General features: G+C 69.3%; 22 protein-coding genes. 4 read left to right on the top strand and 18 right to left on the bottom strand.

Annotation, left to right across the window (positions count from 1 at the left end; all coding sequences use genetic code 11):
- Nucleotides 1–723 carry an MBL fold metallo-hydrolase gene (locus ACH4TV_RS19350; protein ID WP_398399542.1) on the bottom strand — a complete coding sequence of 241 codons (723 nt, stop codon included), beginning with the start codon at nt 721–723 and terminating at the stop codon, nt 1–3.
- A 177-nt stretch (nt 724–900) separates the two neighbouring features.
- Between ACH4TV_RS19350 and ACH4TV_RS19345 the strand changes: the two genes are divergently transcribed.
- Nucleotides 901–1,722 (top strand): peptidylprolyl isomerase, encoded by an 822-nt coding sequence (locus tag ACH4TV_RS19345; RefSeq protein WP_398399540.1) that lies wholly within the window; start codon nt 901–903, stop codon nt 1,720–1,722.
- Between the two features lie 134 nt (nt 1,723–1,856).
- A complete protein-coding gene (locus ACH4TV_RS19340; protein WP_398399538.1) occupies nt 1,857–3,086 on the top strand; it encodes a DUF349 domain-containing protein in 1,230 nt (409 codons plus the stop codon).
- A gap of 85 nt (nt 3,087–3,171) precedes the next feature.
- Here the strand turns inward: ACH4TV_RS19340 and ACH4TV_RS19335 are convergent, their stop codons facing one another.
- From ACH4TV_RS19335 to pgsA, 15 genes are all read right to left on the bottom strand, one after another.
- Nucleotides 3,172–5,703: a RelA/SpoT family protein gene (locus ACH4TV_RS19335; RefSeq protein ID WP_398399536.1), complete on the bottom strand. Its 2,532-nt coding sequence runs from the start codon at nt 5,701–5,703 to the stop codon at nt 3,172–3,174.
- A gap of 183 nt (nt 5,704–5,886) precedes the next feature.
- A complete protein-coding gene (locus ACH4TV_RS19330) occupies nt 5,887–6,426 on the bottom strand; it encodes an adenine phosphoribosyltransferase (RefSeq protein ID WP_398399534.1) in 540 nt (179 codons plus the stop codon).
- A complete protein-coding gene (secF, locus tag ACH4TV_RS19325) occupies nt 6,423–7,532 on the bottom strand; it encodes a protein translocase subunit SecF (RefSeq protein WP_398399532.1) in 1,110 nt (369 codons plus the stop codon). Before secF ends, ACH4TV_RS19330 begins: the two co-directional genes overlap by 4 nt.
- Before the next feature lies 1 nt (nt 7,533).
- Nucleotides 7,534–9,303, bottom strand: a complete 1,770-nt coding sequence (gene secD / locus ACH4TV_RS19320; RefSeq protein ID WP_398399530.1) for a protein translocase subunit SecD — start codon at nt 9,301–9,303, stop codon at nt 7,534–7,536.
- Between the two features lie 146 nt (nt 9,304–9,449).
- Nucleotides 9,450–9,953: a preprotein translocase subunit YajC gene (yajC, locus tag ACH4TV_RS19315; RefSeq protein WP_398399528.1), complete on the bottom strand. Its 504-nt coding sequence runs from the start codon at nt 9,951–9,953 to the stop codon at nt 9,450–9,452.
- 176 nt (nt 9,954–10,129) lie between these two features.
- Nucleotides 10,130–11,227, bottom strand: coding sequence for a Holliday junction branch migration DNA helicase RuvB (ruvB, locus tag ACH4TV_RS19310; protein WP_398399527.1), 1,098 nt, complete (start codon nt 11,225–11,227; stop codon nt 10,130–10,132).
- Between the two features lie 139 nt (nt 11,228–11,366).
- Complete coding sequence (ruvA, locus tag ACH4TV_RS19305) at nt 11,367–11,975, bottom strand: Holliday junction branch migration protein RuvA (RefSeq protein WP_398399525.1); 609 nt, start codon at nt 11,973–11,975, stop codon at nt 11,367–11,369.
- On the bottom strand, nt 11,972–12,589 hold the full coding sequence (gene ruvC / locus ACH4TV_RS19300) for a crossover junction endodeoxyribonuclease RuvC (RefSeq protein WP_398399523.1): 618 nt from the start codon (nt 12,587–12,589) through the stop codon (nt 11,972–11,974). Before ruvC ends, ruvA begins: the two co-directional genes overlap by 4 nt.
- Nucleotides 12,590–12,732: 143 nt before the next feature.
- Complete coding sequence (locus ACH4TV_RS19295; protein ID WP_398399521.1) at nt 12,733–13,485, bottom strand: YebC/PmpR family DNA-binding transcriptional regulator; 753 nt, start codon at nt 13,483–13,485, stop codon at nt 12,733–12,735.
- Between the two features lie 48 nt (nt 13,486–13,533).
- Nucleotides 13,534–14,166 (bottom strand): pyridoxal 5'-phosphate synthase glutaminase subunit PdxT, encoded by a 633-nt coding sequence (pdxT, locus tag ACH4TV_RS19290; RefSeq protein ID WP_398399519.1) that lies wholly within the window; start codon nt 14,164–14,166, stop codon nt 13,534–13,536.
- A gap of 5 nt (nt 14,167–14,171) precedes the next feature.
- Nucleotides 14,172–15,020: a pyridoxal 5'-phosphate synthase lyase subunit PdxS gene (pdxS, locus tag ACH4TV_RS19285; protein ID WP_398399772.1), complete on the bottom strand. Its 849-nt coding sequence runs from the start codon at nt 15,018–15,020 to the stop codon at nt 14,172–14,174.
- Nucleotides 15,021–15,409: 389 nt separating this feature from the next.
- The gene (locus tag ACH4TV_RS19280) at nt 15,410–15,955 is read right to left on the bottom strand and encodes a hypothetical protein (RefSeq protein ID WP_398399517.1); all 546 of its coding nucleotides are present in this window, start codon (nt 15,953–15,955) and stop codon (nt 15,410–15,412) included.
- Between the two features lie 72 nt (nt 15,956–16,027).
- Nucleotides 16,028–17,194: a glycosyltransferase family 4 protein gene (locus tag ACH4TV_RS19275; protein WP_398399515.1), complete on the bottom strand. Its 1,167-nt coding sequence runs from the start codon at nt 17,192–17,194 to the stop codon at nt 16,028–16,030.
- Nucleotides 17,191–18,138: a phosphatidylinositol mannoside acyltransferase gene (locus ACH4TV_RS19270; protein ID WP_398399513.1), complete on the bottom strand. Its 948-nt coding sequence runs from the start codon at nt 18,136–18,138 to the stop codon at nt 17,191–17,193. The genes ACH4TV_RS19275 and ACH4TV_RS19270 overlap by 4 nt, the downstream gene beginning before the upstream one ends.
- Entirely contained in the window at nt 18,135–18,869 is a 735-nt protein-coding gene (gene pgsA, locus ACH4TV_RS19265) for a phosphatidylinositol phosphate synthase (RefSeq protein ID WP_398399770.1), read from the bottom strand. The genes ACH4TV_RS19270 and pgsA overlap by 4 nt, the downstream gene beginning before the upstream one ends.
- Nucleotides 18,870–19,166: 297 nt before the next feature.
- On the opposite strand from pgsA, the gene ACH4TV_RS19260 reads away from it, so the two are divergent.
- Complete coding sequence (locus tag ACH4TV_RS19260) at nt 19,167–21,365, top strand: elongation factor G-like protein EF-G2 (RefSeq protein WP_398399511.1); 2,199 nt, start codon at nt 19,167–19,169, stop codon at nt 21,363–21,365.
- Nucleotides 21,366–21,583: 218 nt separating this feature from the next.
- Nucleotides 21,584–23,251 (top strand): hypothetical protein, encoded by a 1,668-nt coding sequence (locus tag ACH4TV_RS19255; RefSeq protein WP_398399509.1) that lies wholly within the window; start codon nt 21,584–21,586, stop codon nt 23,249–23,251.
- 103 nt (nt 23,252–23,354) lie between these two features.
- Here the strand turns inward: ACH4TV_RS19255 and ACH4TV_RS19250 are convergent, their stop codons facing one another.
- Both ACH4TV_RS19250 and thrS read right to left on the bottom strand, forming a co-directional pair.
- Entirely contained in the window at nt 23,355–23,948 is a 594-nt protein-coding gene (locus ACH4TV_RS19250; protein ID WP_398399508.1) for an HIT family protein, read from the bottom strand.
- 94 nt (nt 23,949–24,042) lie between these two features.
- A complete protein-coding gene (gene thrS, locus ACH4TV_RS19245) occupies nt 24,043–26,019 on the bottom strand; it encodes a threonine--tRNA ligase (RefSeq protein ID WP_398399506.1) in 1,977 nt (658 codons plus the stop codon).
- Nucleotides 26,020–26,072: the final 53 nt, after the last annotated feature.

Raw genomic sequence — 26,072 nt, 5'->3', positions numbered from 1 at the left:
TCACATTCCTCGTCGGGGAGGGGGGTTCGAACCCTCGCCGCGATCGTGAAGGCCGGCCGCCACCTGCCGCAGATACGGGTTGGTGGCGCGCTCCTGGCCGATGGTCGTCTGGGCGCCGTGGCCGGACAGCACCACGGTCGAGTCGTCGAGCGGCAGGCACACACGGGCCAGCGAGTCGAGCATCTCGGCCATGTCACCGCCGGGCAGGTCGGTGCGTCCGATGGAGCCGGCGAAGAGCAGGTCGCCCGAGAAGAACACGGACGGGATGTCCGTGGTCTCGGGCATCCTGAACGTCACCGACCCCTTGGTATGGCCCGGCGCGTGCGCCACGCTCAGCTCCAGGCCCGCCAGTTCCAGCCGCGCACCGTCCGTCAGTTCCTTGACGTCGTCCGGTTCCCCGATGGTCAGCTCGCCCAGCAGCGGCATCCCGATGGACCGGCCGAGCGCCTTCTCGGGGTCGCTCATCATGTAGCGGTCGTCGGGGTGGATCCACGCCGGGACACCGTGCGCGCCGCACACCGGGACGACCGAGGCCACATGGTCGAGATGGCCATGGGTGAGGACGACCGCGACGGGCTTGAGCCGATGCTTCTTCAGCGTCTCCTCGACTCCCTCGGCGGCCTGATGGCCCGGGTCGATGATCACGCACTCCTCACCGGCGGCGGGGGCGACGAGATAACAGTTCGTCCCCCAGGCGCCGGCCGGGAACCCGGCAATGAGCACGATCGTCCTTCGATTTGTGGCGTACGTGGTCGTACGGGGTGGGTGGCAGTGCCGCAGAGCCTACCGGCGCTGCCGTTTCCTCAGCGAACCCATATACGGTACGGGGCACACGCAGGCGATCGGCACACAAGACGCACGCGTCCCAGTTGACGTAGAGACGCATGAGGAGAGAACCCGGTGGTCACCCAGGAACAGCGGCGACGTCAGCTCGCCCGGGAGAAGTTCTTGCGGCAGCAGCAGCGGCGTACGGCCGCGCGCCGCAAGGCGAACGTGCGCAACTCCGTGATCGCGTCGGTCCTCGGCGTGATCGTCGTGGGCAGTGTGTTGTCGTATGCGACCGGGGTCTTCAAGAACGACGACAGCAAGGCGAACGCGAGCGCCGAGGTCACCCCGAGTGCCTCGCCGCCCAGCAAGGCCCCGGACCCCTGCGAGAAGGCTGCCGAGGGGGCGGTGAAGTCGCTGACCTGGAAGAAGGAGCCGGCGATGACCATCGACAAGTCGGCGAAGTACGACATGAAGCTCGCGACGACGTGCGGCGACATCGACATCGCCCTGAAGACGTCCGCGGCGCCGCACACGGTCAACTCGTTCAACTTCCTGGCGAGCGAGGGCTATCTCGACCACACCAAGTGCCACCGGCTCACCACGAACGGCATCTACGTGCTGCAGTGCGGTGACCCGAAGGGCACCGGTATGGGCGGCCCCGGCTACACCATTCCGGACGAGAACCTGAAGGACAAAACCCTCAAGAACAACATCTACCCGGCGGGCACGATCGCCATGGCCAACACCGGTCAGGCGCACACCGGCGGCAGCCAGTTCTTCCTGGTCTACCAGGACAGTCAGCTTCCGCCCAGCTACACACCGTTCGGCACGATTTCCGCGTCGGGCATGAAGGTCCTGAAGAAGATCGCCGGGGCCGGTGAGGCCACGGGACAGGGCGACGGCGCACCGAATGCGACCGTTGTGATCAACAAGGCGACCGTAACGAAATCCTGACCGCCAACTGCGAAACTTCGGTCGCGCGGGATGCGGACAGCATCCCTGCCGGTCGCCTATGTTGGCCGTGACGAAACTGTGGACGATGCCCGGGGGTGCAGAGCCCTCCGCAGGCATCATGTGGAGGAGGCGCTGTGAGCAGCGACCCGTGGGGCCGCGTCGACGAGACGGGGACCGTGTACGTGCGTACGGCCGACGGCGAGCAGGTCGTCGGTTCCTGGCAGGCCGGCTCCCCTGAGGAGGCGCTGGCCTACTTCGAGCGCAAGTACGAGGGCCTGGTTGTCGAGATCGGCCTCCTCGAAAAGCGAGTCAAGACCACCGACCTGTCCTCGAAGGACGCCCAGGTGGCGATCGACCACATCCGCGAGCAGGTGGACGCCCACCACGCGGTCGGCGATCTGGCCGCGCTGAAGGTCCGCCTCGACAAGCTCGTCGAGACCGTCGCGGCCCGCCGCGAGGAGCGCAAGCAGCAGCGGGCCAAGCAGTCCGACGAGGCGCGGCACGCCAAGGAGGCGCTCGTCGTCGAGGCGGAGGAGCTGGCGCAGTCCGACCAGTGGCGGTCGGCCGGTGAGCGGCTGCGCGCGCTGGTGGACACCTGGAAGGGGCTGCCGCGGCTCGACCGGAAGTCGGACGACGAGCTGTGGCATCGCTTCTCGCACGCCCGCTCGGCGTTCTCCAAGCGCCGCAAGGCGCACTTCGCGTCCCTGGACGCGCAGCGCGAGGACGCCCGCAAGGCCAAGGAGAAGCTGGTCACGGAGGCCGAGGCACTGTCGGCGTCGACCGACTGGGGTCCGACGGCGGCGCGTTACCGCGAGCTGATGACGGACTGGAAGGCCGCGGGCCGTGCCCAGCGCGAGCACGAGGACGACCTGTGGAACCGCTTCCGCGGCGCCCAGGACGTGTTCTTCGCGGCGCGCAGCTCGGTCTTCGCCGAGCGGGACGCGGAGCAGACCGAGAACCTCAAGCTCAAGGAGGAGCTGGCCGGAGAGGCCGAGAAGCTCCTGCCGATCACGGACCTCAAGGCGGCTCGGGCCGCGTTCCGGTCGCTCAACGAGCGCTGGGAGGCCATTGGGCATGTGCCGCGTGACGCCCGCCCGAAGGTCGAGGGCCGGATGCACACGGTCGAGCGGGCTCTTCAGGAGTCCGAGGAGACCGAGTGGCGCCGGACGAACCCGGAGGCACGCGCGCGTGCCGAGGGTCTGACCGGCCAGCTCCAGGCGGCCGTGGACAAGCTCAGCGGTCAGATCGAGACGGCCAGGGCGCAGGGCAACAACGCCAGGGCCGACAAGCTCCAGAAGGAGCTCGACGGCCGTCAGGCGCTGCTGGACCAGGCGCTCAAGGGCCTGCAGGAGTTCGGCGGCTAGTTGGTTCGGCCGGTTTCTTTTCAGGCTGGTACGCAGAGGGGCTCCCGTACGAGATGTACGGGAGCCCCTCTGCGTGCTCTCCGGACTACGGCCTGCGGGCCGAGGTCACCCGGTACACGTCGTACACGCCCTCGACGCCCCTGACGGCCTTCAGGACGTGCCCCAGGTGCTTGGGGTCGCCCATCTCGAAGGTGAAGCGGGAGGTGGCCACCCGGTCCCTCGATGTCTGGACGGCCGCCGACAGGATGTTGACGTGCTGGTCGGACAGGATGCGGGTGACGTCCGAGAGGAGGCGGGAGCGGTCCAGCGCCTCGACCTGGATGGCGACCAGGAAGACCGAGGACTGGGTGGGCGCCCACTCGACCTCGAGGATGCGCTCGGGCTCCCGGGACAGTGACTCGATGTTGACGCAGTCGTTGCGGTGAACCGATACGCCGCTACCGCGCGTGACGAAACCGATGATCGGATCGCCGGGTACGGGCGTACAGCAGCGGGCGAGCTTCACCCAGACGTCGTCGACGCCCTTGACCACGACACCCGGGTCGTTGCTGCTGCGCCGCTTGCGGCCCCGGCCGCGGGGGGACGGAACGGTCTCGTCCATCTCCTCGGTGGCCGCCTCCTCGCCGCCGAGCGCCTGGACGAGCTTCTGTACGACGTTCTGCGCGGCCACATGGCCCTCGCCGATCGCCGCGTACAGGGACGAGATGTCGGGGTAGCGCATCTCGTGCGCGAGGGTGACGAGGGAGTCGCCGGTGAGGATGCGCTGGATCGGCAGGTTCTGTTTGCGCATCGCGCGCGCGATGGCGTCCTTGCCCTGCTCGATCGCCTCGTCGCGCCGCTCCTTGGAGAACCAGGCGCGGATCTTGTTCCGGGCGCGCGGCGACTTGACGAAGCCGAGCCAGTCGCGGGAGGGACCCGCGCCGGCCGCCTTGGAGGTGAAGACCTCCACCAGGTCGCCGTTGTCCAGGGTGGATTCGAGCGGTACGAGACGCCCGTTGACCCGTGCCCCTATGGTCCGGTGGCCGACCTCGGTGTGCACCGCGTACGAGAAGTCGACCGGTGTCGCTCCCGCCGGAAGCGCTATCACGTCACCCTTGGGCGTGAAGACGAAGACCTCGTTGCGCGACAGGTCGAAGCGCAGGGACTCCAGGAACTCCCCGGGGTCCTCGGTCTCCTTCTGCCAGTCCAGCAGCTGGCGCAGCCACGCCATGTCGTTGAGGTGGTCGTCCTTGCCGGTGGCCCTCGGCTGGTCCGAGCGCACCTTGGAGGCGCCGGCGACGGCCTCCTGCTTGTACTTCCAGTGCGCGGCGATGCCGTACTCGGCACGGCGGTGCATGTCGAACGTTCGGATCTGGAGTTCGACCGGCTTGCCGTTGGGCCCGATGACCGTCGTGTGCAGCGACTGGTACATGTTGAACTTGGGCATCGCGATGTAGTCCTTGAACCGGCCGGGGACCGGGTTCCAGCGCGCGTGCACGGTGCCGAGGGCGGCGTAACAGTCGCGGACCGTGTCGACAAGTACACGAATACCCACGAGGTCGTAGATCTCCGCGAAGTCGCGGCCTCGTACGATCATCTTCTGGTAGACGCTGTAGTAGTGCTTCGGGCGGCCGGTGACGGTGGCCTTGATACGGGCCGCGCGCAGATCGCTCTGCACCTCGTCGGTCACTATGGCCAGGTACTCGTCACGCTTCGGTGCCCGCTCGGCCACCAGCCGGACGATCTCGTCGTACATCTTGGGGTAGAGGATCGCGAAGGCGAGGTCCTCCAGTTCCCACTTGATGGTGTTCATGCCCAGGCGATGGGCGAGCGGCGCGTAGATCTCCAGGGTCTCGCGCGCCTTCTTCTCCTGCTTCTCGCGCTTGAGATAGCGCATGGTGCGCATGTTGTGCAAGCGGTCGGCGAGCTTGATGACCAGGACGCGCGGGTCCTTGGCCATGGCGACGACCATCTTGCGCACGGTCTCGGCCTGCGCGGCCTCGCCGAACTTGACCTTGTCGAGCTTGGTGACGCCGTCGACGAGCAGCGCGACGGAGTCGCCGAAGTCACGGCGGAGCTGGTCGAGGCCGTACTCGGTGTCCTCGACCGTGTCGTGGAGCAGACCCGCCATCAGCGTCGCCGGGTCCATGCCCAGCTCGGCGAGGATCGTGGTGACCGCCAGCGGGTGGGTGATGTACGGGTCGCCGCTCTTGCGCTTCTGGCCGCGGTGCCAGCGCTCGGCGACCTGGTAAGCCTGCTCGATCTGGCGGAGCGTCGCCGTCTCGATCTTCGGATCGTTGCCGCGCACCGCCCGCAGCAGCGGCTCGAGGACCGGGTTGTACGGGTTGGAACGCTGCACGCCGAGCCGGGCCAGCCGGGCGCGTACGCGGTTGGGGGAACCGGAGCGGGCGGGCTGGCCGGAGGCCGGGCGGACCGCGGGCGCGGGAGCCGGGGTGGGAGCGGGCTCGGGCGTAGCCGGTTTGGGGCGCGGGGGCTCGGCCGCCCGCTCGACGGGGGCGGACTGGGCGTGCTCGACCGGCCCGTGCGCGTCGTTCTTCGCGGTCCGCGCGGGCGTGGCCGCGGGCTCCGAGACGGGCTCGGGCTTGGCGGCGGTCAGGGGCTGGGCCTCGTCTGCCAAGAGGACTCCTCGTGCGCGATCCGGGTCCCCCGGTCAGGCTCCGGAGACCCCATGGTAGCGATCCCGGGCTCCGGCATCGCCTCCAGGCCGCTGAGACGGCCTTCTACAGAAGAAACGCGAGAGGCGGGCACCGGATTCCTCCGGTGCCCGCCTCTGCCGCTCTCTGTGTCCGTCAGGCCCGTCTCAGACGGTGATCAGCGCTTCCAGCACCGCTCCCGCGAGAGCGGGTTCGAGCCGCTGCCGGCCGCCGAGGAACCCGAGCTCCATGAGTATCGCGAGCCCCGCGACCTCCGCGCCGGCCCGCCGGATCAGCTGGAGAGACGCCTCGGCGGTGCCGCCCGTGGCCAGTACGTCGTCGATCACCAGGACGCGGTCGCCCGCGCTCAGGTCCTCGGCGTGGACCTCGATCTCGGCCGAGCCGTACTCCAGGTCGTACGCCTGGCTGAGCGTGGCTCCGGGGAGCTTGCCCGCCTTGCGTACGGGGATGAAGCCGAGGCCTGCCCGGACCGCCACCGGGGCGCCCAGGATGAAGCCGCGGGCCTCCAGGCCGACGATCTTCGTGGCACCGCTGCGGACGGCGATGTCCGCCAGGGCCTCGGTGAGCGCGGCGAACGCCTTCGGGTCCGCCAGGAGCGGGGTGATGTCCTTGAACATCACGCCGGGCTCCGGGTAGTCCGCCACGTCACGGATGCGGCTGAGCAGCAGCTCCTTGACCGCGGTCATCGGCGCTTCCCCGAGGGCCGGCCGCGGCCCCGGTTGCGGGAGGCGGGCTGGGTACGCGGACCGACGACCGCCGGAGCGGCGTCGTCGTCCTCGTCGTCGTACGGCTGCTCGTCCCGGACCTGGGGCTCCGGGGCGTCGCCCTGCTGCGCCCGCTTGGCCAGGATGCGCTTCTTGAGGGCCTTCATCTGCGGCTCGCGCTCCTTGAGGTCGGCGACGAGCGGCGTGGCGATGAAGATCGAGGAGTACGCACCGGCCGCGAGGCCGACGAACAGCGACAGCGAGATGTCGTTCAGCATGCCCGCGCCGAGCACACCGCCACCGATGAACAGCAGACCGGCGACCGGGAGGAGCGCGACCACCGTGGTGTTGATGGAGCGCACCAGGGTGCCGTTGATCGACCGGTCGGCGATCTCGCTGTAGGTCCAGCGGGTCTGCTTGGTGATGTCCTTGGTCTGCTCCTTGAGGCTGTCGAAGACGACGACCGTGTCGTAGAGCGAGTAACCGAGGATCGTCAGCAGACCGATCACCGTGCCTGGCGTCACCTCGAAGCCGACGAGGGCGTAGATGCCGACCGTGATCGTGATGTCGTGGATGAGTGCCACGAGCGCGGCCAGGGCCATTCGCCACTCGAAGGCGATCGCCAGATAGATCACCACGAGGATCATGAAGATCACCAGGCCCTGCCAGGCCTTGTTCGCGACCTGGTCGCCCCAACTGGGGCCGACCAGCTCACCGGTGATCTGGTTCTCCGGAACGCCGAGGTCGCTGGCGAGCTGCTTCGAGACCGTGTCCGCCTTGACGGTGTCGATGCTGGAGATCTGGATACGCAGACCGTCCTTGCCGAGCTTCTGGACGATCGCGTCGTGGCCCGCGGCCTCTTCCGCGTACTTCTCCGCCTGCGACACCGAAACACTGGTCTTGTCGATGGTGAAGACGGCACCGCCCTCGAACTCGATGCCCATGTTCAGACCGCGCACCGACAGGCCGAGGATGGCCGTGATGGTGATCAGGATCGAGAGGCCGTACCAGATGAAACGCTTGCCGACGAAGTCGTAGCCGATCTCACCGCGGTGGAGCCGGGCGCCGATGTTGCCGAGTTTCGACATCTCACGCCTCCTTCGTGTCGACGGGCGCGGACGCGCGACGGGTGCGACGGAGCGGCGGTTTGGCGCCCAGGCGCTGCGGGTCGAGGCCGGACCAGCTGTGGCCCTCCGCGAAGAACTTCTTGCGGGCGAGGATCGTCATCAGCGGCTTGGTGAAGAAGAAGACGACGACCACGTCGAGCAGGGTGGTCAGACCGAGCGTGAACGCGAAGCCCTGGACCTTGCCGACGGTGACGATGAAGAGCACCGCGGCGGCGAGGAAGGACACGAAGTCGGAGACCAGGATGGTGCGCCGGGCGCGCGGCCAGGCCCGCTCGACGGCAGGCCGCAGCGTACGGCCCTCGCGGATCTCGTCACGGACGCGTTCGAAGAACACGATGAACGAGTCCGCGGTGATACCGATCGCGACGATCGCACCACAGACGGCCGGCAGGTTCAGCGCGAAGCCGATGGCCGGACCGAGCAGCGACATGATCACGTACGTGAGGGCGGCGGAGACCAGGAGGGAGGCGATGGCGACGAGCGACAGGCCCCGGTAGTAGACCAACAGGTAGATCACGACCAGAGCCAGACCGATGCCGCCGGCGATGAGACCGGCGTGCAGCTGGTCGCCACCGAGCGCGGCGCTGACCGTACTGACGCTCGACTCCTGGAAGGTGAGCGGGAGAGCGCCGTACGACAGCATGTTGGCCAGGTCCTGGGCCTCGGTCGCGTCGAAGGTGCCGGAGATCTGCGCGGTACCACCCGTGATCGCGGTGCTCACGTACGGGTTGGAGACGACCTCGCCGTCCAGGACGATGCCGAACTCGTTCTGCGGGGCCTGGTTCTGGGCGAGGCGGCCGGTGACGTCCGCGAACTGCTTGGCTCCCTTGGACGTGAAGTCCATGGTGACCATCCAGCCTGCGGCGCCCTGCGTGTCGATGACGGCCTGGGCCTTCTCGACCTCGGTGCCGTCCACCTCGGCCGGGCCGAGGATGAACTTCTGCCACTGGCCCTGCGAGTCCTGACCACAGGCCACCGTGGGTTCGGTGGGCTTGACGCCGTCACCGGTGACGGCGCGGACCGCCCTCTTGGTGCAGTCGAGCGCCGTGTACTGCGCCTGCAGCTTCGCGGTCGCATCGTCGACGGGGGCGCTCGCCGAGGGCGAAGCGCCGACGGGCGCGGACGTCGAGGCGCTCGGCGTCGGGGTCGCGTCCGCCTTCAGTGCGTCGGTGACCGGACGGCCCTGCGAGGTGGCACTGGCCGACGCGCTGGGCGAGGCGGACGACGTCGAGGTCGCCTCGTCCTTGCCCGTTGCCGAGGCCGACGGCGAAGGGCTGCCGGAGGTGCTCGTGCTCGGCGTGGGGCTGGCCGTCGCGGCGGTGCCCTGGACCTCCAGGGCCAGAACCGGACGGAAGTAGAGCTTGGCGGTGGTGCCGACCTGGTCCCGGGCCTGCTTGGAGTTCGTGCCCTTGGGGATGTTGACAATGATGTTGTCGGATCCCTGGGTCTGAACCTCGGCCTCGGAGACGCCAAGACCGTTGACACGGCGGTTCATGATCTCGACCGCGGTGTCCATGTTGGTCTTGTTGATCGCGTTCGGCTGGCCCGGCTCGTTCTTCGCCGTGAGCGTGATGCTCGTACCGCCGGCCAGGTCGATGCCGAGACGCGGAGTCGTGTGCCCCGAGGCGAACATGCCGCCGGTGAGCGCCACGATGGCGATCAGAATGAGGGCCAGCGAGCGTCCTGGCTTGCTCTGGGAGCTCGCGCTCCGGCCCTTCTTAGGTGCTGCCACCTTCTCGTACTCCCTCTCGGGCCGCCCCGCGCCGGGTCAGCGCGGCCGGCGGCCATGACATGGTGTCGGGACTCGGTGCGAGTACCGCACGTGCCGGGGGCACGAGGTGCGAACGGATCGCGCCGCGCTCCTCCCCCGGAACGCGGCTACTTCGCGTCGGACTCGCCGTCGGTCTTCTTCGGCTCTTCTTCCGCCTTCACCTCAGCGGCCTCGGTCTCGTCGGACGGCTCGTCGGCCGCGTCCTTCTTGCCGAGGTCGATGGGCTTGTCGTCGGAAGCGGCGGAAGCGTCGTCGGAGGGCTCGTCGGTCTCGGTGAGGGAGGAGGCGTCGTCCGGAACGACGGAGTCGTCGTTCTTCAGGTCGTGCTCGATGCCGTGGACGATGCGGTTGTACTCGTCGTCGGTGAGGACGGCGCCGATCGAGTTCTTCGCGAAGAGAAGATCCACACCCGGGCCCGCGTCAAGGAGGACCGTCTCCTCGTTGACTTCCTTGACCGTCGCGTACATGCCGCCGATCGTGCGGACGCCGGTACCGGGCTGCATGTCGTTACGCATCTGCGCGGCGGCCTGCTGCTTGCGCTTGGCCGAGCGGGTCATCAGGAACATGGCCCCGATGAGCACGATGAACGGGAGAAGGGTCACGATATTCACGGGACGGAATTTCCTTCGCACTACCGCGTCGGTGAGCGGCCTGGTGGATGGGGGGTGTGGTCGGCGCCACCTACAAAGCTACAAAGGCGGCATCGGCGGAGTCTAAGCGAGTCCGCACTCCAGGAACAACGCTCAGCATGGCACCACGGTTCCTGACCTTGCCTGCATGCGCGCCGTCACGCCCCGAACAGGTCCTGTTGTCCGGTTCCCCCCGTTACGGATCGGGGTGGCGTGAGCCCCAGATGCGCCCATGCGGCGGGGGTCGCGACCCGGCCGCGCGGTGTACGGGCCAGCAGTCCCTCCCGTACGAGGAAGGGCTCGGCGACCTCTTCGACGGTCTCGCGCTCCTCCCCCACCGCGACGGCCAGCGTGGAGAGCCCGACCGGACCGCCGCCGAACAGCTTCAGCAGCGCTTCGAGGACGCCCCTGTCGAGGCGGTCGAGGCCGCGCGCGTCGACCTCGTAGACCTTCAGGGCCGCCATCGCGATGTCGCGGATGATGACACCGTCGGCCTTCACCTGCGCGTAGTCCCGGACGCGGCGCAGCAGGCGGTTGGCGATACGGGGGGTGCCGCGCGAACGGCCGGCGATCTCCGCGGCGCCCGCGGCATCGATCTCGACGTCGAGGAGGTGCGCGGAGCGGTGGATGACGCGCTCCAGCTCGGCCGGTTCGTAGAACTCCATGTGCGCGGTGAAGCCGAAACGGTCGCGCAGCGGGGGCGGCAGCAGTCCCGCGCGCGTGGTGGCGCCGACCAGGGTGAACGGGGGCAGTTCGAGGGGGATGGCGGTGGCGCCGGGGCCCTTGCCGACGATCACGTCGACGCGGAAGTCCTCCATCGCCATGTAGAGCATCTCCTCGGCGGGCCGGGACATGCGGTGGATCTCGTCGAGGAAGAGCACCTCTCCCTCCTGGAGGGAGGAGAGGATCGCCGCGAGGTCGCCGGCGTGCTGGATGGCGGGGCCGCTGGTGATGCGGATGGGGGCGCCCATCTCGGCCGCGATGATCATCGAGAGGGTGGTCTTGCCGAGGCCGGGAGCACCGGAGAGCAGCACATGGTCGGCGGTGGCGCCACGCGCGCGTGCGGCCCGCAGGACGAGGTCGAGCTGCTCGCGGACCTTCTCCTGGCCGATGAACTCGTCCAGGTCCTTGGGGCGCAGGGCTGCCTCGACGGCCTGGTCCTCGCCGTCGGCCACAGAGCCCACCAGCCGCTCCACGGCGGGGCCGACGAGCCGCTCGGAGGCGGTGGTCTCGTCGGTCGGGTCGTCCCAGTTCACTGCGTTCTCCTAGCTGGGTGCGCCGGGTGCGCGGGTCGGCCGGGGGTCGGCACAGTGTGCGTGTGCCTCTCGGTCGCGGTCGGTCGGGTGGGCGGAGCATACGGAGGTGGGGATGCCCCCGGTCGGCGGGCTCTGTCGATCAGCGCGTTCTGTTGAGGGTCTGGAGGGCCGCCTTCAGCAACTGGCCCACCTGAGGCGTGCCTTCGGCGGCCTCGGCCTGCGGTGTTACGGCTGCCACGGCCTCGTCGGCCTCGCGCGTCGCGTATCCGAGGCCGATCAGGGCCGCTTGCAGCTGGTCGCGCCAGCCCGTGCTGACCGGGGATCCGATGGCGGGACCCGTGCCGAGCGGGGCGCCGAGGCGGTCCTTCAGGTCCAGGAGGAGCTTCTGGGCGCCCTTCTTGCCAATGCCGGGCACGGCGACCAGCGCCTTCTCGTCCGCCATGGATACCGCGCGGCGCAGGGCGTCCGGCGAGTGGACGGCCAGCATGGCCTGGGCGAGGCGAGGGCCGACGCCGCTCGCGGTCTGGAGCAGCTCGAAGGTCTGCCGCTCGTCGTCGTCCGCGAAGCCGTACAGGGTCAGGGAGTCCTCACGGACGACCAGGGAGGTGGCGAGTCTGGCCTGCTGCCCCATGCGGAGGCCGGCGAGGGTGCCCGGCGTGCACTGGACTGCGATGCCGATTCCGCCCACCTCGACCACCGCGGAGTCGGGGGCGAGGGCGGCAACCGGGCCGCTGACAAAGGCGATCATGCGGGGCGGCCTTTCGGGGCGGGTGCTGTGGTCGATACGCGTGCTGTCGCTGCGGGTGCTTGGGCCTGCGCCTGCGCTTTGTGGAGAGCTACGGCTTGCTGGAGCCGGTTCTGCGCGACGGCCTGCTGAAGGCGGTTCTGCGCGGGCGCGCGCCAGATGTGGCAGATGGCGAGCGCCAGGGCATCGGCGGCGTCGGCGGGCTTGGGCGGCGCGTCGAGCCGGAGCAGCCGGGTCACCATGGCGCCGACCTGGGCCTTGTCTGCGCGTCCGTTGCCGGTGACGGCAGCCTTGACCTCACTGGGGGTGTGCAGGGCGACGGGAATACCACGCCGCGCGGCGCAGAGCATCGCGACGGCGCTGGCCTGGGCCGTGCCCATCACCGTACGCACGTTGTGCTGGCTGAACACCCGCTCCACGGCGACGAATTCGGGCCGGTGCTCGTCCAGCCACTCCTCGATGCCCTGCTCGATCGCGACGAGGCGGTGGCCCAAGTCCGCGTCCGCGGGGGTGCGTACGACGCCGACGCCGACCATTGTCAACGGCCGCCCGGGGACGCCCTCGACGACACCGACCCCGCATCGGGTCAGTCCCGGGTCGACTCCGAGTACGCGCACTCGCCCCACCCCTCTGTTCGGTCGCGGCCCGCCGACGGTGATCTTTGACTGCCGCCAGGCTATCCGCTGCCACTGACAACAGCGGCGGGCCGGTAGGACGTGTCCCACCGGCCCGCCACAACTCGCCTCGCGGCGCGGCAGCGTTACGCGTCGACCTTCTCCATGACCTCGTCGCTGACGTCGAAGTTGGCGAAGACGTTCTGCACGTCGTCGCTGTCCTCCAGCGCGTCGATCAGCTTGAAGATCTTCCTGGCGCCCTCCTCGTCCAGCTCGACCTGCATGGTCGGGACGAAGTTGGCGTCGGCGGAGTCGTAGTCGATGCCGGCTTCCTGGAGCGCGGTGCGCACCGCGACCAGGTCGGTGGCCTCGGAGATGACCTCGAAGGACTCACCGAGGTCGTTGACCTCCTCGGCGCCGGCGTCGAGGACGGCGCCCAGGACGTCGTCCTCGGTCAGCTCACCCTTGGCGACGACGATGACGCCCTTGCGGTTGAAGAGGTACGAGACGGAGCCGGGGTCGGCCATGTTGCCGCCGTTGCGGGTCATGGCGACGCGGACGTCCGAGGCGGCGCGGTTGCGGTTGTCGGTGAGGCACTCGATGAGCACCGCGACACCGTTGGGGCCGTAACCCTCGTACATGATCGTCTCGTAGTCGGCGCCACCGGCTTCGAGGCCGGCGCCGCGCTTGACCGCGGAGTCGATGTTCTTGTTCGGGACCGAGCTCTTCTTGGCCTTCTGAATGGCGTCGAACAGCGTCGGGTTGCCGGACACATCAGCGCCACCCGTACGCGCCGCGACCTCGATGTTCTTGATCATTTTCGCGAAGAGCTTGCCGCGCTTGGCGTCGATCACGGCCTTCTTGTGCTTCGTCGTAGCCCATTTAGAGTGGCCGGACATCTGCCTGTCTCCTTCGCGTAACCCAACTCTGTACGAACCCCAGAGATCCTACAAGGACTCCGCTGTACGGTCGGCGCCCGCCGTGCGTGCCATGTCGGCCCGCACGATGTCGACGAAAAGGGAGTGCACGCGGTGGTCGCCGGTCAGTTCCGGGTGGAACGACGTGGCGAGCGCGTTGCCCTGACGTACGGCGACGATGTGACCGCCGTGCTCGGCGAGCACCTCGGCCTCGGCGCCGACGGACTCGACCCAGGGGGCACGGATGAAGACGCCCTCCACAGGATCGCCCTCCACGCCCTTCACGTCGACCGCCGCCTCGAAGGACTCGTTCTGGCGTCCGAAGGCGTTGCGGCGCACGATCATGTCGATACCGCCGACGGTCTCCTGGCCCGAGCGCGGGTCGAGGATCTTGTCGGCGAGCATGATCATGCCGGCGCAGGTGCCGTAGACGGGCATACCGGCGCGCACGCGCGCGCGGAGGGGTTCCATCATGCCGAAGAGGACGGCCAGCTTGGAGATGGTGGTGGACTCGCCGCCGGGGATGATCAGGCCATCCACCTCGGCGAGTTCCTCGGGGCGCCGCACCGGCCTGGCCAGGGCGTCCGCCTCGGCCAGGGCGATGAGGTGTTCCTGTACGTCGCCCTGGAGGGCCAGGACACCGATGACGGGGGTGTCGTACATGGGTGTTACCAGCCCCGGTTCGCGTAGCGCTCGGACTCGGGGAGGGTGTCGCAGTTGATGCCGACCATGGCCTCGCCGAGGTTGCGGGAAGCGTCCGCGATGATCTTCGGGTCGTCGTAGAAGGTGGTCGCCTTCACGATGGCGGCGGCGCGCTTGGCGGGGTCGCCGGACTTGAAGATGCCGGAGCCGACGAAGACGCCCTCGGCGCCGAGCTGGCGCATGAGTGCGGCGTCGGCGGGGGTTGCCACACCGCCGGCGGAGAACAGCACGACCGGCAGCTTGCCGAGGTCGGCGACCTCCTGGACGAGCTCGTACGGGGCACGCAGGTCCTTGGCGGCGGCGTACAGCTCGTTGTTGTCGTAGCCACGCAGACGGGCGATCTCGTTCTTGATCTGCCGCAGGTGGCGGACGGCCTCGACGACGTTGCCGGTGCCGGCCTCGCCCTTGGAGCGGATCATCGCGGCGCCCTCGGCGATACGGCGCAGGGCCTCACCGAGGTTGGTGGCGCCACAGACGAAGGGGGTGGTGAAGGCCCACTTGTCGGAGTGGTTGACCTCGTCGGCGGGGGTCAGCACCTCGGACTCGTCGATGTAGTCGACGCCGAGGGACTGCAGGACCTGGGCCTCGACGAAGTGGCCGATGCGCGACTTCGCCATGACCGGGATGGACACGGCCTCGATGATGCCCTCGATCATGTCCGGGTCGGACATACGGGCCACGCCGCCGTCCTTGCGGATGTCGGCCGGGACGCGCTCCAGGGCCATGACGGCCACGGCGCCGGCGTCTTCGGCGATCTTCGCCTGCTCGGCGTTGACCACGTCCATGATCACACCGCCCTTGAGCTGCTCGGCCATACCGCGCTTCACGCGCGCGGTGCCGGTTTCGGGCGTCTGGGCGGGGTTGGAGAACGTGCTCGACACGGTGTGACCTCACTCGGTGAAAGAGGGCTGCTGCAGTACTGAGGAAACGGGAGAGGAGCAGGCCACAGCAAGGGCCAATGGGGAGCCGGTGGATCGTTTTCGCCCCCGCCGCCCCTACCCGTCCCATCTCTGGGGCTGCCGCCCCAGACCCCGCTACGGCCCTGAACGGGCCTTGTCCTCAAACTCCCCCAGAGAGGGGGGACCCCCAACGGGCTGGTATGTCAGCCCCTCCGGCGTTTGAGGAGCGGGGGTTCGGGGGCAGCGCCCCCGAGGATGGGACGGGTAGGGGCGGCGGGGGCGAGAACCTCTCTCAGCCGCGCCCCTCACGCCGCCGCCCGCTCCCCCAGTGCCGCCGGGGGCTCGTCGTCCATCTCGAACGCCATCGGGAACGGGGCGTGCCCCGCCAGCCGGAACCACCGGACCTTCCGGTGCCGCCGCAACGCCCGCGCCGCTCGCACCGCGTCGTTGTGGAACCGCCGGGCCATCGGCACCCTGCGCACCGCCTCCGTCAGCTCACTCGCCGCTTCGTCCCCGCCGGGGGCCTCCCGTACTGCCTCGACCTGCGGAACCTCCGCGAAGACGGCCCGCAGCGCCTGGCTCAGCTCGCTCTCGGCGACCTCCCGCTGCTCCTCCTCGGCCTGGCGCGCGGCGTGCGCCGCCTCGTACAGCACGATCGAGGCAGCCGGATCGAGGACGCCCGCGGTGGCCAACTCCTGGGCGACGGAAGCCCGGCGCAGCAGTTGCGCGTCGAGCCCGGCGCGCGTGGCGTCGATCCTGACGTGCAGTCGGTCGAGTCGGCCGGCGGTCCAGCTGAGGTAGAGGCCGATCACGACGAGCGCGACAAGGATCCAGATGAGGGTTGGGGTCACGGGCGGCAGGCTACAGCTCTGCCGGTTCCGCGGAGTTCGTCACCTGGCTGTCCCCAGGGGCTGCGGCCCCGCTCAGTCCCTCGCCAGTCCCAGTCGTGCCATCAGTCCCGGCGCCGTCCGCTCGTCCGCCGCGACCGCTGTCGTGCCGTCCGTCACCGTCTCGTACACGGACAGGATGTCCGCCCCCACCGTCGACCAGTCGAACCGCCGCACATGGGCGCTCCCCCGTTCCCGCAGCTCGGCCCGGCGATCGGGGTCGCCCAGGAGGCGCACGGCCGCGTCGGCCAGGGCGTCCGCGTCCTCGTTGGTGAACAGCTCGCCCGCCGCCCCCTGATCCAGGACCTGGGCGAAGGCGTCGAGGTCCGAGGCCAGGACAGGTGCCCCCGCCGACAGGGCCTCGACCAGGATGATCCCGAAGCTCTCGCCGCCGGTGTTGGGGGCGATGTACACGTCGACGCTGCGCAGCAGGCGTGCCTTGTCCTCGTCGCTGACCATGCCCAGGAACTCGACGCGCGAGCGCATCTCCGGCGGCAGGGTCTCCACCGCTTCCACCTCGTCGCCGCGGCCCGCGACCAGCAGCCTCGTCGCGGGGCGGGCGGCAAGGATCTTCGGGAGAGCCTTCATCAGGACCGGCAGACCCTTGCGGGGCTCGTCGATGCGGCCGATGAAGCCGATGGTGTCGCCCTGCCACTCGGGATTCGGCTTGGCACCGGCGAAGAAGTCGACGTCGACACCGTTCGGGATGACGACCGCGTCGCCGCCCAGGTGCTCCACCAGCGTGCGCCGCGCGTACTCGCTCACCGCGATCCGGGCGCTGATCTTCTCCAGGGCGGCCTGGAGGATCGAGTACGCGGCGACCATGGCCCGGGAGCGCGGGTTCGAGGTGTGGAAGGTGGCCACGATCGGGCCCTGGGCCGCCCAGCAGGCCAGCAGGCCCAGCGAGGGCGAGGCCGGCTCGTGGATGTGGATCACGTCGAACCCGCCGTCGTGCAGCCACCGCCGTACCCGGGCCGCCGACAGGAAGCCGAAGTTCAGGCGGGCCACCGAGCCGTTGTACGGCACCGGGACCGCACGGCCGGCCGAGACGACGTACGGCGGGAGGGGGGTGTCGTCGTCGGCCGGGGCCAGGACGGAGACCTCGTGGCCCGTGCGGATGAAGTACTCGGCCAGATCACGGATGTGGAACTGGACGCCGCCCGGCACGTCCCAGGAGTACGGGCAGACGATGCCGATCTTCACGGGGTGCCCTTCTCCGGGTCCCTCTCCGGGGCCTTCGCCGGATCCTTCGCGGGGTCGAGGTCCGCGATCCACAGCCGCTGCAGCATGTGCCAGTCCTCCGGGTGGTCGGCGATTCCCGTGGCGAAGGCATCGGCCAGCGCCTGTGTCATGACAGACGTCTTCTCTGCCCGTGTACCTGTCTCGGGTACCTCGATCGGGGGATGAATACGTCCGCGCATGACCGGCGAATCGTCGTACCAGAGTGTCACCGGTAGCAGCACCGCGCCGGTCTGCTGGGCGAGGAGGGCCGGACCAGCGGGCATCCGGGCCGTGTCGCCGAAGAACTTCACCTCGACGCCCGAGGCGGACAGGTCCCGGTCGGCGACCAGGCAGACCATGCCGCCGTCCCGCAGCCGCCGCGCCAGGGTGCCGAAGGCGGTGCCGCCGTTGTGCGGCAGGACCTCCATGCCCAGGCCCTCGCGATAGGCTACGAAACGGTCGTACAGCGCCTCCGGCTTCAGGCGCTCGGCGACCGTCGTGAAGCGCGTCTCCAGCTTGGTGGTGACCCACGCGCCGGCCAGGTCCCAGTTGCCCAGGTGCGGAAGCGCGATGACCACGCCCCGGCCCGAGGCCAGGCCGTCGGTCAGGTTGTGCGCGTCCGTCGGGTCGAAGCCCGTCTTCATGCGCTCCGGGCTCCACGCGGGGAGGCGGAACGACTCCATCCAGTAGCGCAGGTACGAGCGCATGCCCGCGCGGGACAGTTCGGCGAGGCGCTCCGGTGTCGCGTCGGGCACCACGCGCGCGTAGTTCGATTCGAGGCGTCGTACGCGCTCTCCGCGCCGTTTCCAGGCGAGGTCCGCGATGGTCCGGCCGAGCCGGACGGCGACGGGCTCCGGGAGCCTCTTGACGACGCTCCAGCCCGCCGCGTACGCCGTGTCCGTCAGGCGCCCCTGCAGGTCGCTCACGACGTGGCCTCGCTGTTCCGCGCGGTGTTCCCGCGCGCGTCCGCCTCGTCGGCCTCCGCGGACTCCCGGCGGACCGTGACGACGCGCTGGATCAGCGTGATCAGGCTGCCCACGGCGACGATCCACAGGGCGACCGGCAACAGGTACTGGATGCCGGGCACGCCGAACGCGTGCATGCCCGCGAGACCGGCCGCGACCAGCGAGATCACCAGGCGCTCGGCGCGCTCGATGAGTCCGTTGACCGCGACGGGCAGACCGATCGACTCACCGCGCGCCTTGGTGTACGAGACCACCTGGCCGCTGGTCAGACAGAAGATCGAGACCGCGCACAGGACGAGGTCGTTGCCGCCGCCCGCGTACCAGAGGGCGAAGCCGCCGAAGATCGCGCCGTCGGCCACCCGGTCGAGGGTGGAGTCCAGGAAGGCGCCCCAGCGGCTCGAACGGCCCAGCTGGCGGGCCATGTTGCCGTCGACGAGGTCCGAGAACACGAACAACGTGATGACGATCGTGCCCCAGAAGAACTCACCCCTGGGATAGAAGACCAGCGCGCCCGCGATCACTCCGGCGGTACCGAGGATCGTGACCGTGTCGGGACTGACGCCCCGGCGGATGAGAAACGCGGCGAACGGTGTGAGGACACGCGTGAAGAATGCACGCGCGTACTTGTTCAGCATGGCCTTCCCGAGGGTCGGTGTCGCCGCGCGGCCCCTACTGGCCACCGGCTGGCCCATCGTAGTCACGCGCGCGCATGTGCGACGGTCGGGCACCCGCGCCCCGTGTCACGGCCTGACGGCATCCGGGTCACAACGCGATGTCGGTGGCCCCGCCGACGCCCGGATCATGCCGCGCCGGGCGGTCCGGCGGCGCGATCGCGTCCGCCGTATGGACGCCCCGTGACGCGAGTGCAAAGCTCGAAAGCACCGCGGGCGTCATCGGAGCCGCCACCGCTGGGGGTACCCCCGGACGAAGTCTGGGGGAGGATCCGCCGCGCGCCCACAGTGACCTCACCGTGCACGGGAGGCAGGACCATGGGCGACAAGGCGAACGCACACCCCGGAGCCGCCGGCAGGGCTACGGCGGCCGACCACCCCGCGTCCGTACGGAATGTGGTGCTGGTCGGCCACTCCGGATCGGGCAAGACGACACTGGTGGAGGCTCTCGCGCTGACCGCGGGGGCCGTCAACCGGGCGGGCCGTGTGGAGGACGGCGGCACCGTCTCCGACTACGACGAGATCGAGCACCGGCAGCAGCGCTCGGTACAGCTCTCCCTGGTGCCCGTCGAATGGGACGGGTACAAGATCAACATTTTGGACACTCCTGGATACGCCGACTTCGTCGGGGAACTCAGGGCCGGTCTGCGGGCGGCGGACGCGGCCCTTTTCGTCGTCTCGGCCTCGGACGGGGTGGACGGCTCGACGCGGATGGTGTGGGAGGAGTGCGCGGCGGTCGGCATGCCGCGGGCCATCGTCGTCACGCATCTGGAGTCCGCGCGCGCGGACTTCGACGACATGACGCGGACCTGCGCGGAGGCCTTCGGCGCGGACGACCCCGACGCCGTACTGCCGCTCTACCTGCCGCTGCACGGCGCACCGGGGCCGGACGGGCACGCGCCCGTGACCGGGCTGACCGGGCTGCTGTCGCAGAAGCTGTTCGACTACTCCTCAGGGGAACGCAAGGAGTCCGAGCCGGGCCCCGAGCAGCTCCCTCTCATCGAGGAGGCCCGCAACCGGCTCATCGAGGGGATCATCGCGGAGAGTGAGGACGAGACCCTCATGGACCGCTATCTGGGCGGCGAGGAGATCGACGTCAGGACCCTCATCGAGGACCTGGAACGGGCCGTCGCGCGCGGGACCTTCTTCCCCGTGCTCGCCGCCGCACCCGCCGCCGAGGGCGCCCGGCAGGGCATCGGCACCGTCGAGCTGCTGGAACTGGTCACCGGAGGCTTCCCGACCCCGCTGGAGCGCGAGGCGCCCGGGGTCACCACGGTCGACGGCCGGCCGCGCGAGCTGAAACTCTGCGATCCGGCCGGCCCGCTGGTCGCGGAGGTCGTGAAGACGGCCAGCGACCCCTACGTGGGCCGCGTCTCCCTCGTCCGCGTCTTCTCCGGCACCCTGCGCCCCGACCAGACGGTGCATGTCTCGGGGCACGGGCTCACCGACCGCGGCCACGAGGACCACGACGTCGACGAGCGCGTCGGCGCCCTCTCCGCCCCCTTCGGGAAGCAGCAGCGCTCGCTCACGCACTGCATCGCGGGCGACCTGGCGTGCGTGGCGAAGCTGAACCGGGCGGAGACCGGGGACACCCTCTCCGCGAAGGACGACCCTCTCCTGATGGAGCCGTGGGAGATGCCCGACCCGCTGCTGCCGCTCGCCATCCAGGCGCACAGCAAGGCGGACGAGGACAAGCTCTCGCAGGGCCTCGGCCGGCTCGTCGCCGAGGACCCCACCATGCGGCTCGAACAGAACCAGGACACCCACCAGGTGGTCCTGTGGTGCCTGGGCGAGGCCCACGCGGACGTCGCCCTGGAACGGCTGCGCAACCGGTACGGCGTCCAGGTGGACGTCGTACCGCACAAGGTCTCCCTACGGGAGACGTTCGCCGCGAAGTCCGCGGGGCGCGGGCGCCATGTGAAGCAGTCCGGCGGGCACGGGCAGTTCGCGATCTGCGAGATCGAGGTGGAGCCGCTGCCCGGCGGCTCGGGCATCGAGTTCGTGGACAAGGTCGTCGGGGGCGCCGTGCCCAGGCAGTTCATCCCGTCCGTCGAGAAGGGCGTACGGGCACAGGCCGGCCGGGGGATCGCCGCCGGCCATCCGCTCATCGACGTACGCGTCACCCTGCTCGACGGCAAGGCGCACTCCGTGGACTCCTCCGACGCCGCGTTCCAGACCGCCGGGGCGCTCGCGCTGCGCGAGGCCGCCGCCGACGCGAAGATCCATCTCCTCGAACCCGTGGCCGAGGTGACGGTGCTGGTCGGCGACGACTACGTGGGGTCCGTGATGAGCGACCTGTCCGGGCGTCGCGGCCGGGTCGTCGGCACCGAGCAGGCGGGCGGCGGGCGGACCCTCGTACGCGCCGAGGTGCCCGAGATCGAGATCGGCCGGTACGCCGTCGATCTGCGCTCCCTCTCGCACGGCACCGCCCGCTTCGACCGCAAGTACGCACGGCACGAACCGATGCCGCCACAGGTCGCCGAGAGGGTCCGCGAACAGACCAAGGGCGCCCCGTAGTTGGTGTCCGGCACCCGGCAAGTGGGGTTTCCGGAACGCTTTCTTCCAGATCGGCGGGCGGCTTCGGCCGTCCGCCGCCCCGTTGTCGGTGGCTGCGGATACGCTGATCACCTGATCAAGTTGCGACTCGATCAACGTGATGACCTGTTCAACAGGTGTGCGGAACAAGGAAGTCGGGAAAGCCGCAGGAGCGGGTAAGGCGGCGAGGGGGCGGCAGCGTGGCGGACGACGGGTTCGATTTCAGTCCTGGGGCTCAGGTGCCCCTGTCGGGTTCCGCGGGCCAGACGGCGGCGACCTTCGCGCTGGCCTCGGCGGCCTACCGGGAGGACGACGAGGTCACGAAGATCCTTGACGCCGACAACGAGTGGCACAAGTCGACGGTCAAGGAACCCCGGGGCAAATGGGCGAGGATCTTCCGGCCCAAGCTCGGTGAGGCGTTCTCCCGGGCCGTGATCGACCGCATGCTGGGCGCCGGCCGCAAGCCGCTGATCCAGTCCTTCGGCACCGAACCACAGGTCGTCGTCGAGCACGCCCTCGCTGCCCACCGCATCCGGCGGGACCGCGACAACTGGCTGTCCGCGGTGATGGTGCTGTGCGGGGTGCTCTTCCTGCCCGGACTCCTGCTGTGGCTGCTGGTCTTCGCCGGCCGCGCGAACATCTCCAGGCGCGAGGACAAGCGGGCTTCCGCCCTCGCCACCACCCTGCTCGTCGCCGTCGGCGCCGTCGCCGTGATCTTCCTGATCAAGATGCCGTTCACCGGCTTCTGGGCGTTGTACGCACGCGCGTGCGTCGTCCTGCCGGTCGTCGGCTGGCTGTGGGCCAAGCAGATCTGCGAGCGCACCGCGCAGGACCTGCGCGACCGCTGGGCCGCACTGCTGTCCGGCGGTGGCGTCGGCGCCAAGATCCCGGAGGCGGTACCCGGCAGCCCCGGCGAGACCGCCGCCGAGCACCTGCGCAAGGAACTGGCCCGGCTCAGCGCCGAACAGCAGTCCAACTCCGTCTTCTACGCCGGCCCCAAGGGCATACTCGGCATGGGCACCCGATGGGGCAGCTGGCAGCTCGCCGAGGACCTGGTCGCACGGGACGCGGGCAAGGAGATCCACCCCTTCCGCAGCTGGGACGTCATACGTTCGATCCACGACCAGCTGCGCATGCTGGAACGCGGGCCGCTCAACACCGGCGGGTTCACCAAGCCGTCCCTGAAGCACTGGATCGTCACGCCCGTCGGCGAGGGCGCCAAAGAGGTCTCCCGGCCGAGCGGCACGGACGTGGACGCCTACCAGATCAAGAACCATGCCATACAGGACATCTGCAACAAGCAGCAGTTCGGCAGCGGCCAACGGCACTACCTCGGGGTCCAGTGGACGCTGTGGGACGGCCAGTTGATCATCACGATGCTCATCACGGTGACCGTGCTGCACGAGACCCTGCGCATCGAGGTGACCGGACACGCGCTCGGTCCGGTCCACTCCCTCTTCACCAGCAAGCCCGCGGCCAAGGAGAAGGAGGTCCAGAAGTCGATCAGGTTCTGGGAGACCCGGAAGGTCAAACTCCCGCTGGTCGACGCGGACGAGGTCGTACGGCTCACCGCACGCGCGCCGCTGACCTGGTACCCACCCCTCCTGAACTGGCTGGGCGGCTCACTGGGCCTGCCGGAACCGTTCGGACTGCGGCACTCGTGGGCGGACCAGCCGTGGCGGCACCGCTTCATGGCCGACGACGCGCTCCGGGCGGCCACACCGGTACTGCGGGTCGTGCACGCGGCGGCGATCAAGGTGCTGGAGGAGAACGGCGTGGACACGGAGAAGTTCGGAAACCGGTCGTCGTTCCTCAGTACGGCTGTGCAGGACGCGTCGCCCCGCAAGGCCGACGTCTACGACGCGTAGGCCTCCGGCGGTCGGGCGGTGTGCGGTACGGGTCGGTTGGGGTGGCTGTCTCTGGGGGCTGCCGCCCCCAGACCCCCGCTACGGCCCTGAACGGGCCTTGTCCTCAAACGCCGGACGGGCTGAGGGTGCCTGGGTCCGCGCTCGAAGGCCACGCCTCCGCCAGCATCTTCCGTGTGTCCCCCAGCAACTGCGGCAGCACCTTCGTGTGACCCACCACCGGCATGAAGTTCGTGTCGCCGCCCCAGCGCGGGACGATGTGCTGGTGCAGGTGGGCCGCGATGCCCGCGCCTGCCACCGTGCCCTGGTTCATCCCGATGTTGAACCCATGGGCACCGGACGCCGTACGCAGGGCCGTCATCGCCTGCTTGGTCAGCTCGGCCAGTTCGGCCGTCTCGGAGTCCGTCAGGTCCGTGTAGTCGGCGACATGGCGGTACGGCACGACCATCAGATGGCCGCCCGTGTACGGGTACAGATTGAGCACCGCGTAGACCTGCTCGCCACGCTGAAGGATGAGGCCGTCCTCGTCGGACTTGGCCGGGATCGAGCAGAAGGGACAGCCGTCGTCGGCGCCGGGGCCGGTCGGCTTGTTCTCACCCTGGATGTAGGCCATCCGGTGAGGCGTCCACAGGCGCTGAAAAGCGTCCTGCGTCCCGACTCCGATCTGCTGTTCCGGCTCACTCGTCATGCCATGCAGCATATTGCTTCGCCTGTGCAGAGCGTGTCGCCGGGGCGAGCACGGAAAGGCCTCCGGAAAGCCGAGCTTTCCGGAGGCCCCACCACAAGTGCCGGACTCAGACCTGGGTCCGCTCCTCCACAACCTTCGCGATCTTCGCGAGCGCGTCCGCGAACGGGATGCCGTTCTCCTGCGAACCGTCCCGGTAGCGGAAGGACACCGTGTCGCCGTTCATGTCGTCGTCGCCGACGATGACCATGAACGGCACCTTCTGCTTCTGGGCGTTGCGGATCTTCTTCTGCATACGGTCGGAGGACGAGTCCACCTCGACCCGCAGCCCCTGCTTCTTCGCCTCGGCGGCGAACTTCTGCAGGTACTCCACGTGCCCGTCGCCGATCGGGATGCCGACCGCCTGCACAGGCGCCAGCCACGCCGGGAACGCACCCGCGTAGTGCTCGAGGAGCACGGCGAAGAACCGCTCGATGGAGCCGAACAGGGCCCGGTGGATCATGACCGGCCGCTGCTTGGAGCCGTCGGGACCCGTGTACTCCAGATCGAACCGCTCAGGCAGGTTGAAGTCGAGCTGGACCGTCGACATCTGCCAGGTACGACCGATCGCGTCCTTCGTCTGGACGGAGATCTTCGGCCCGTAGAAGGCCGCGCCACCCGGGTCGGGTACGAGCGGCAGCCCCTGCTTCTCGGCCACCTGACGCAGCGTCTCGGTGGCCTCCTCCCAGGCCTCGTCCGAGCCGACGAACTTCTCCGGGTCCTTGGTCGACAGCTCCAGGTAGAAGTCGGTCAGACCGTAGTCCCGCAGCAGCCCGAGGACGAAAGTGAGCGTCCTGTCCAGCTCCTCCGCCATCTGCTCACGCGTGCAGTAGATGTGCGCGTCGTCCTGGGTGAACCCCCGGGCGCGGGTCAGGCCGTGCACGACGCCCGACTTCTCGTACCGGTACACCGTGCCGAACTCGAACATCCTCAAGGGGAGTTCACGGTACGAGCGACCACGCGCGTCGAAGATCAGGTTGTGCATCGGGCAGTTCATGGGCTTGAGGTAGTAGTCCACGCCCTCGTCGAGCTGCATGGGCGGGTACATGCCGTCGGCGTACCAGTCCAGGTGGCCCGAGGTCTCGAAGAGCTTCCCCTTCGTGGCGTGCGGGGTGTAGACGAACTCGTAGCCCTCCTCCTCGTGCCGGCGGCGCGAGTAGTCCTCCATCACCCGGCGGATGATGCCGCCCTTGGGGTGGAAGACGGCGAGGCCGGAGCCGATCTGGTCCGGGATGGAGAAGAGGTCCAGCTCGTTGCCGAGCTTGCGGTGATCGCGCTTCTCGGCCTCGACGAGGAAGTCGAGGTGCGCCTTCAGCTCCTCCTTGGAGGGCCAGGCGGTGCCGTAGATGCGCTGGAGCATCGGGTTCTTCTCGCTGCCCCGCCAGTACGCGGCGGCGTTGCGCATCAGCTTGAACGCCGGGATGTTGCGGGTGGTGGGCAGGTGGGGACCGCGGCACAGGTCCTTCCAGCACAGGTCGCCGGTCTTGGCGTCGAGGTTGTCGTAGATGGTGAGCTCGCCGGAACCCACCTCGACGTTCGCGCCGTCGTCGGTCGACGCGGAGCCCTTGATGCCGATCAGCTCCAGCTTGTACGGCTCCGACGCCAGCTCCTCGCGAGCCGCCTCGTCGGTCACCACACGGCGGGAGAACCGCTGCCCGCGCTTCTGGATCTCCTGCATCTTCTTCTCGACGGCCTTGAGGTCCTCGGGCGTGAACGGCTTCTCGACGTCGAAGTCGTAGTAGAAGCCGTCCTTGACCGGCGGGCCGATGCCGAGTTTGGCCTCGGGGAACAGCTCCTGCACGGCCTGGGCCATGACGTGGGCGGTCGAGTGGCGCAGGATGTTGAGGCCGTCCTCGGAGGAGATCTCGACGGGCTCGACCTCCTCGCCGTCCCGCACCGCGTACGCGAGGTCCTTGAGCTCCCCGCCCACCCGCGCGGCGACGATCGTACGTTCGCCGGCGAAGAGGTCGGCGGCCGTAGTCCCCGTCGTCACCACGCGCTCTTCCCGCTCGGAATCGCGTTGGATGATCACACGGACGTCTGACACCGGACTCTCCTGACTGAAGGGGGTGCGGCGCCATACCCAGAGCGCGCGCAAGT

The organism is Streptomyces sp. NPDC020898 (assembly GCF_044333925.1).
Lineage (GTDB): Bacteria > Actinomycetota > Actinomycetes > Streptomycetales > Streptomycetaceae > Streptomyces.
This window is presented reverse-complemented; position numbering and strand designations above follow the sequence as displayed.

Excerpts from the sequence above, each read along its gene's own strand:
- ACH4TV_RS19330 (WP_398399534.1), bottom strand. The coding sequence starts at position 6,426 with ATGACCGCGGTCAAGGAGCTGCTGCTCAGCCGCATCCGTGACGTGGCG.
- ACH4TV_RS19250 (WP_398399508.1), bottom strand. The coding sequence starts at position 23,948 with ATGCTGCATGGCATGACGAGTGAGCCGGAACAGCAGATCGGAGTCGGG.
- pdxS (WP_398399772.1), bottom strand. The coding sequence starts at position 15,020 with ATGGCCGAGCAGCTCAAGGGCGGTGTGATCATGGACGTGGTCAACGCC.
- secF (WP_398399532.1), bottom strand. The coding sequence starts at position 7,532 with ATGTCGAAACTCGGCAACATCGGCGCCCGGCTCCACCGCGGTGAGATC.
- ACH4TV_RS19260 (WP_398399511.1), top strand. The coding sequence starts at position 19,167 with ATGGGCGACAAGGCGAACGCACACCCCGGAGCCGCCGGCAGGGCTACG.
- ruvA (WP_398399525.1), bottom strand. The coding sequence starts at position 11,975 with ATGATCGCCTTTGTCAGCGGCCCGGTTGCCGCCCTCGCCCCCGACTCC.
- ACH4TV_RS19295 (WP_398399521.1), bottom strand. The coding sequence starts at position 13,485 with ATGTCCGGCCACTCTAAATGGGCTACGACGAAGCACAAGAAGGCCGTG.
- pgsA (WP_398399770.1), bottom strand. The coding sequence starts at position 18,869 with ATGGGCCAGCCGGTGGCCAGTAGGGGCCGCGCGGCGACACCGACCCTC.
- pdxT (WP_398399519.1), bottom strand. The coding sequence starts at position 14,166 with ATGTACGACACCCCCGTCATCGGTGTCCTGGCCCTCCAGGGCGACGTA.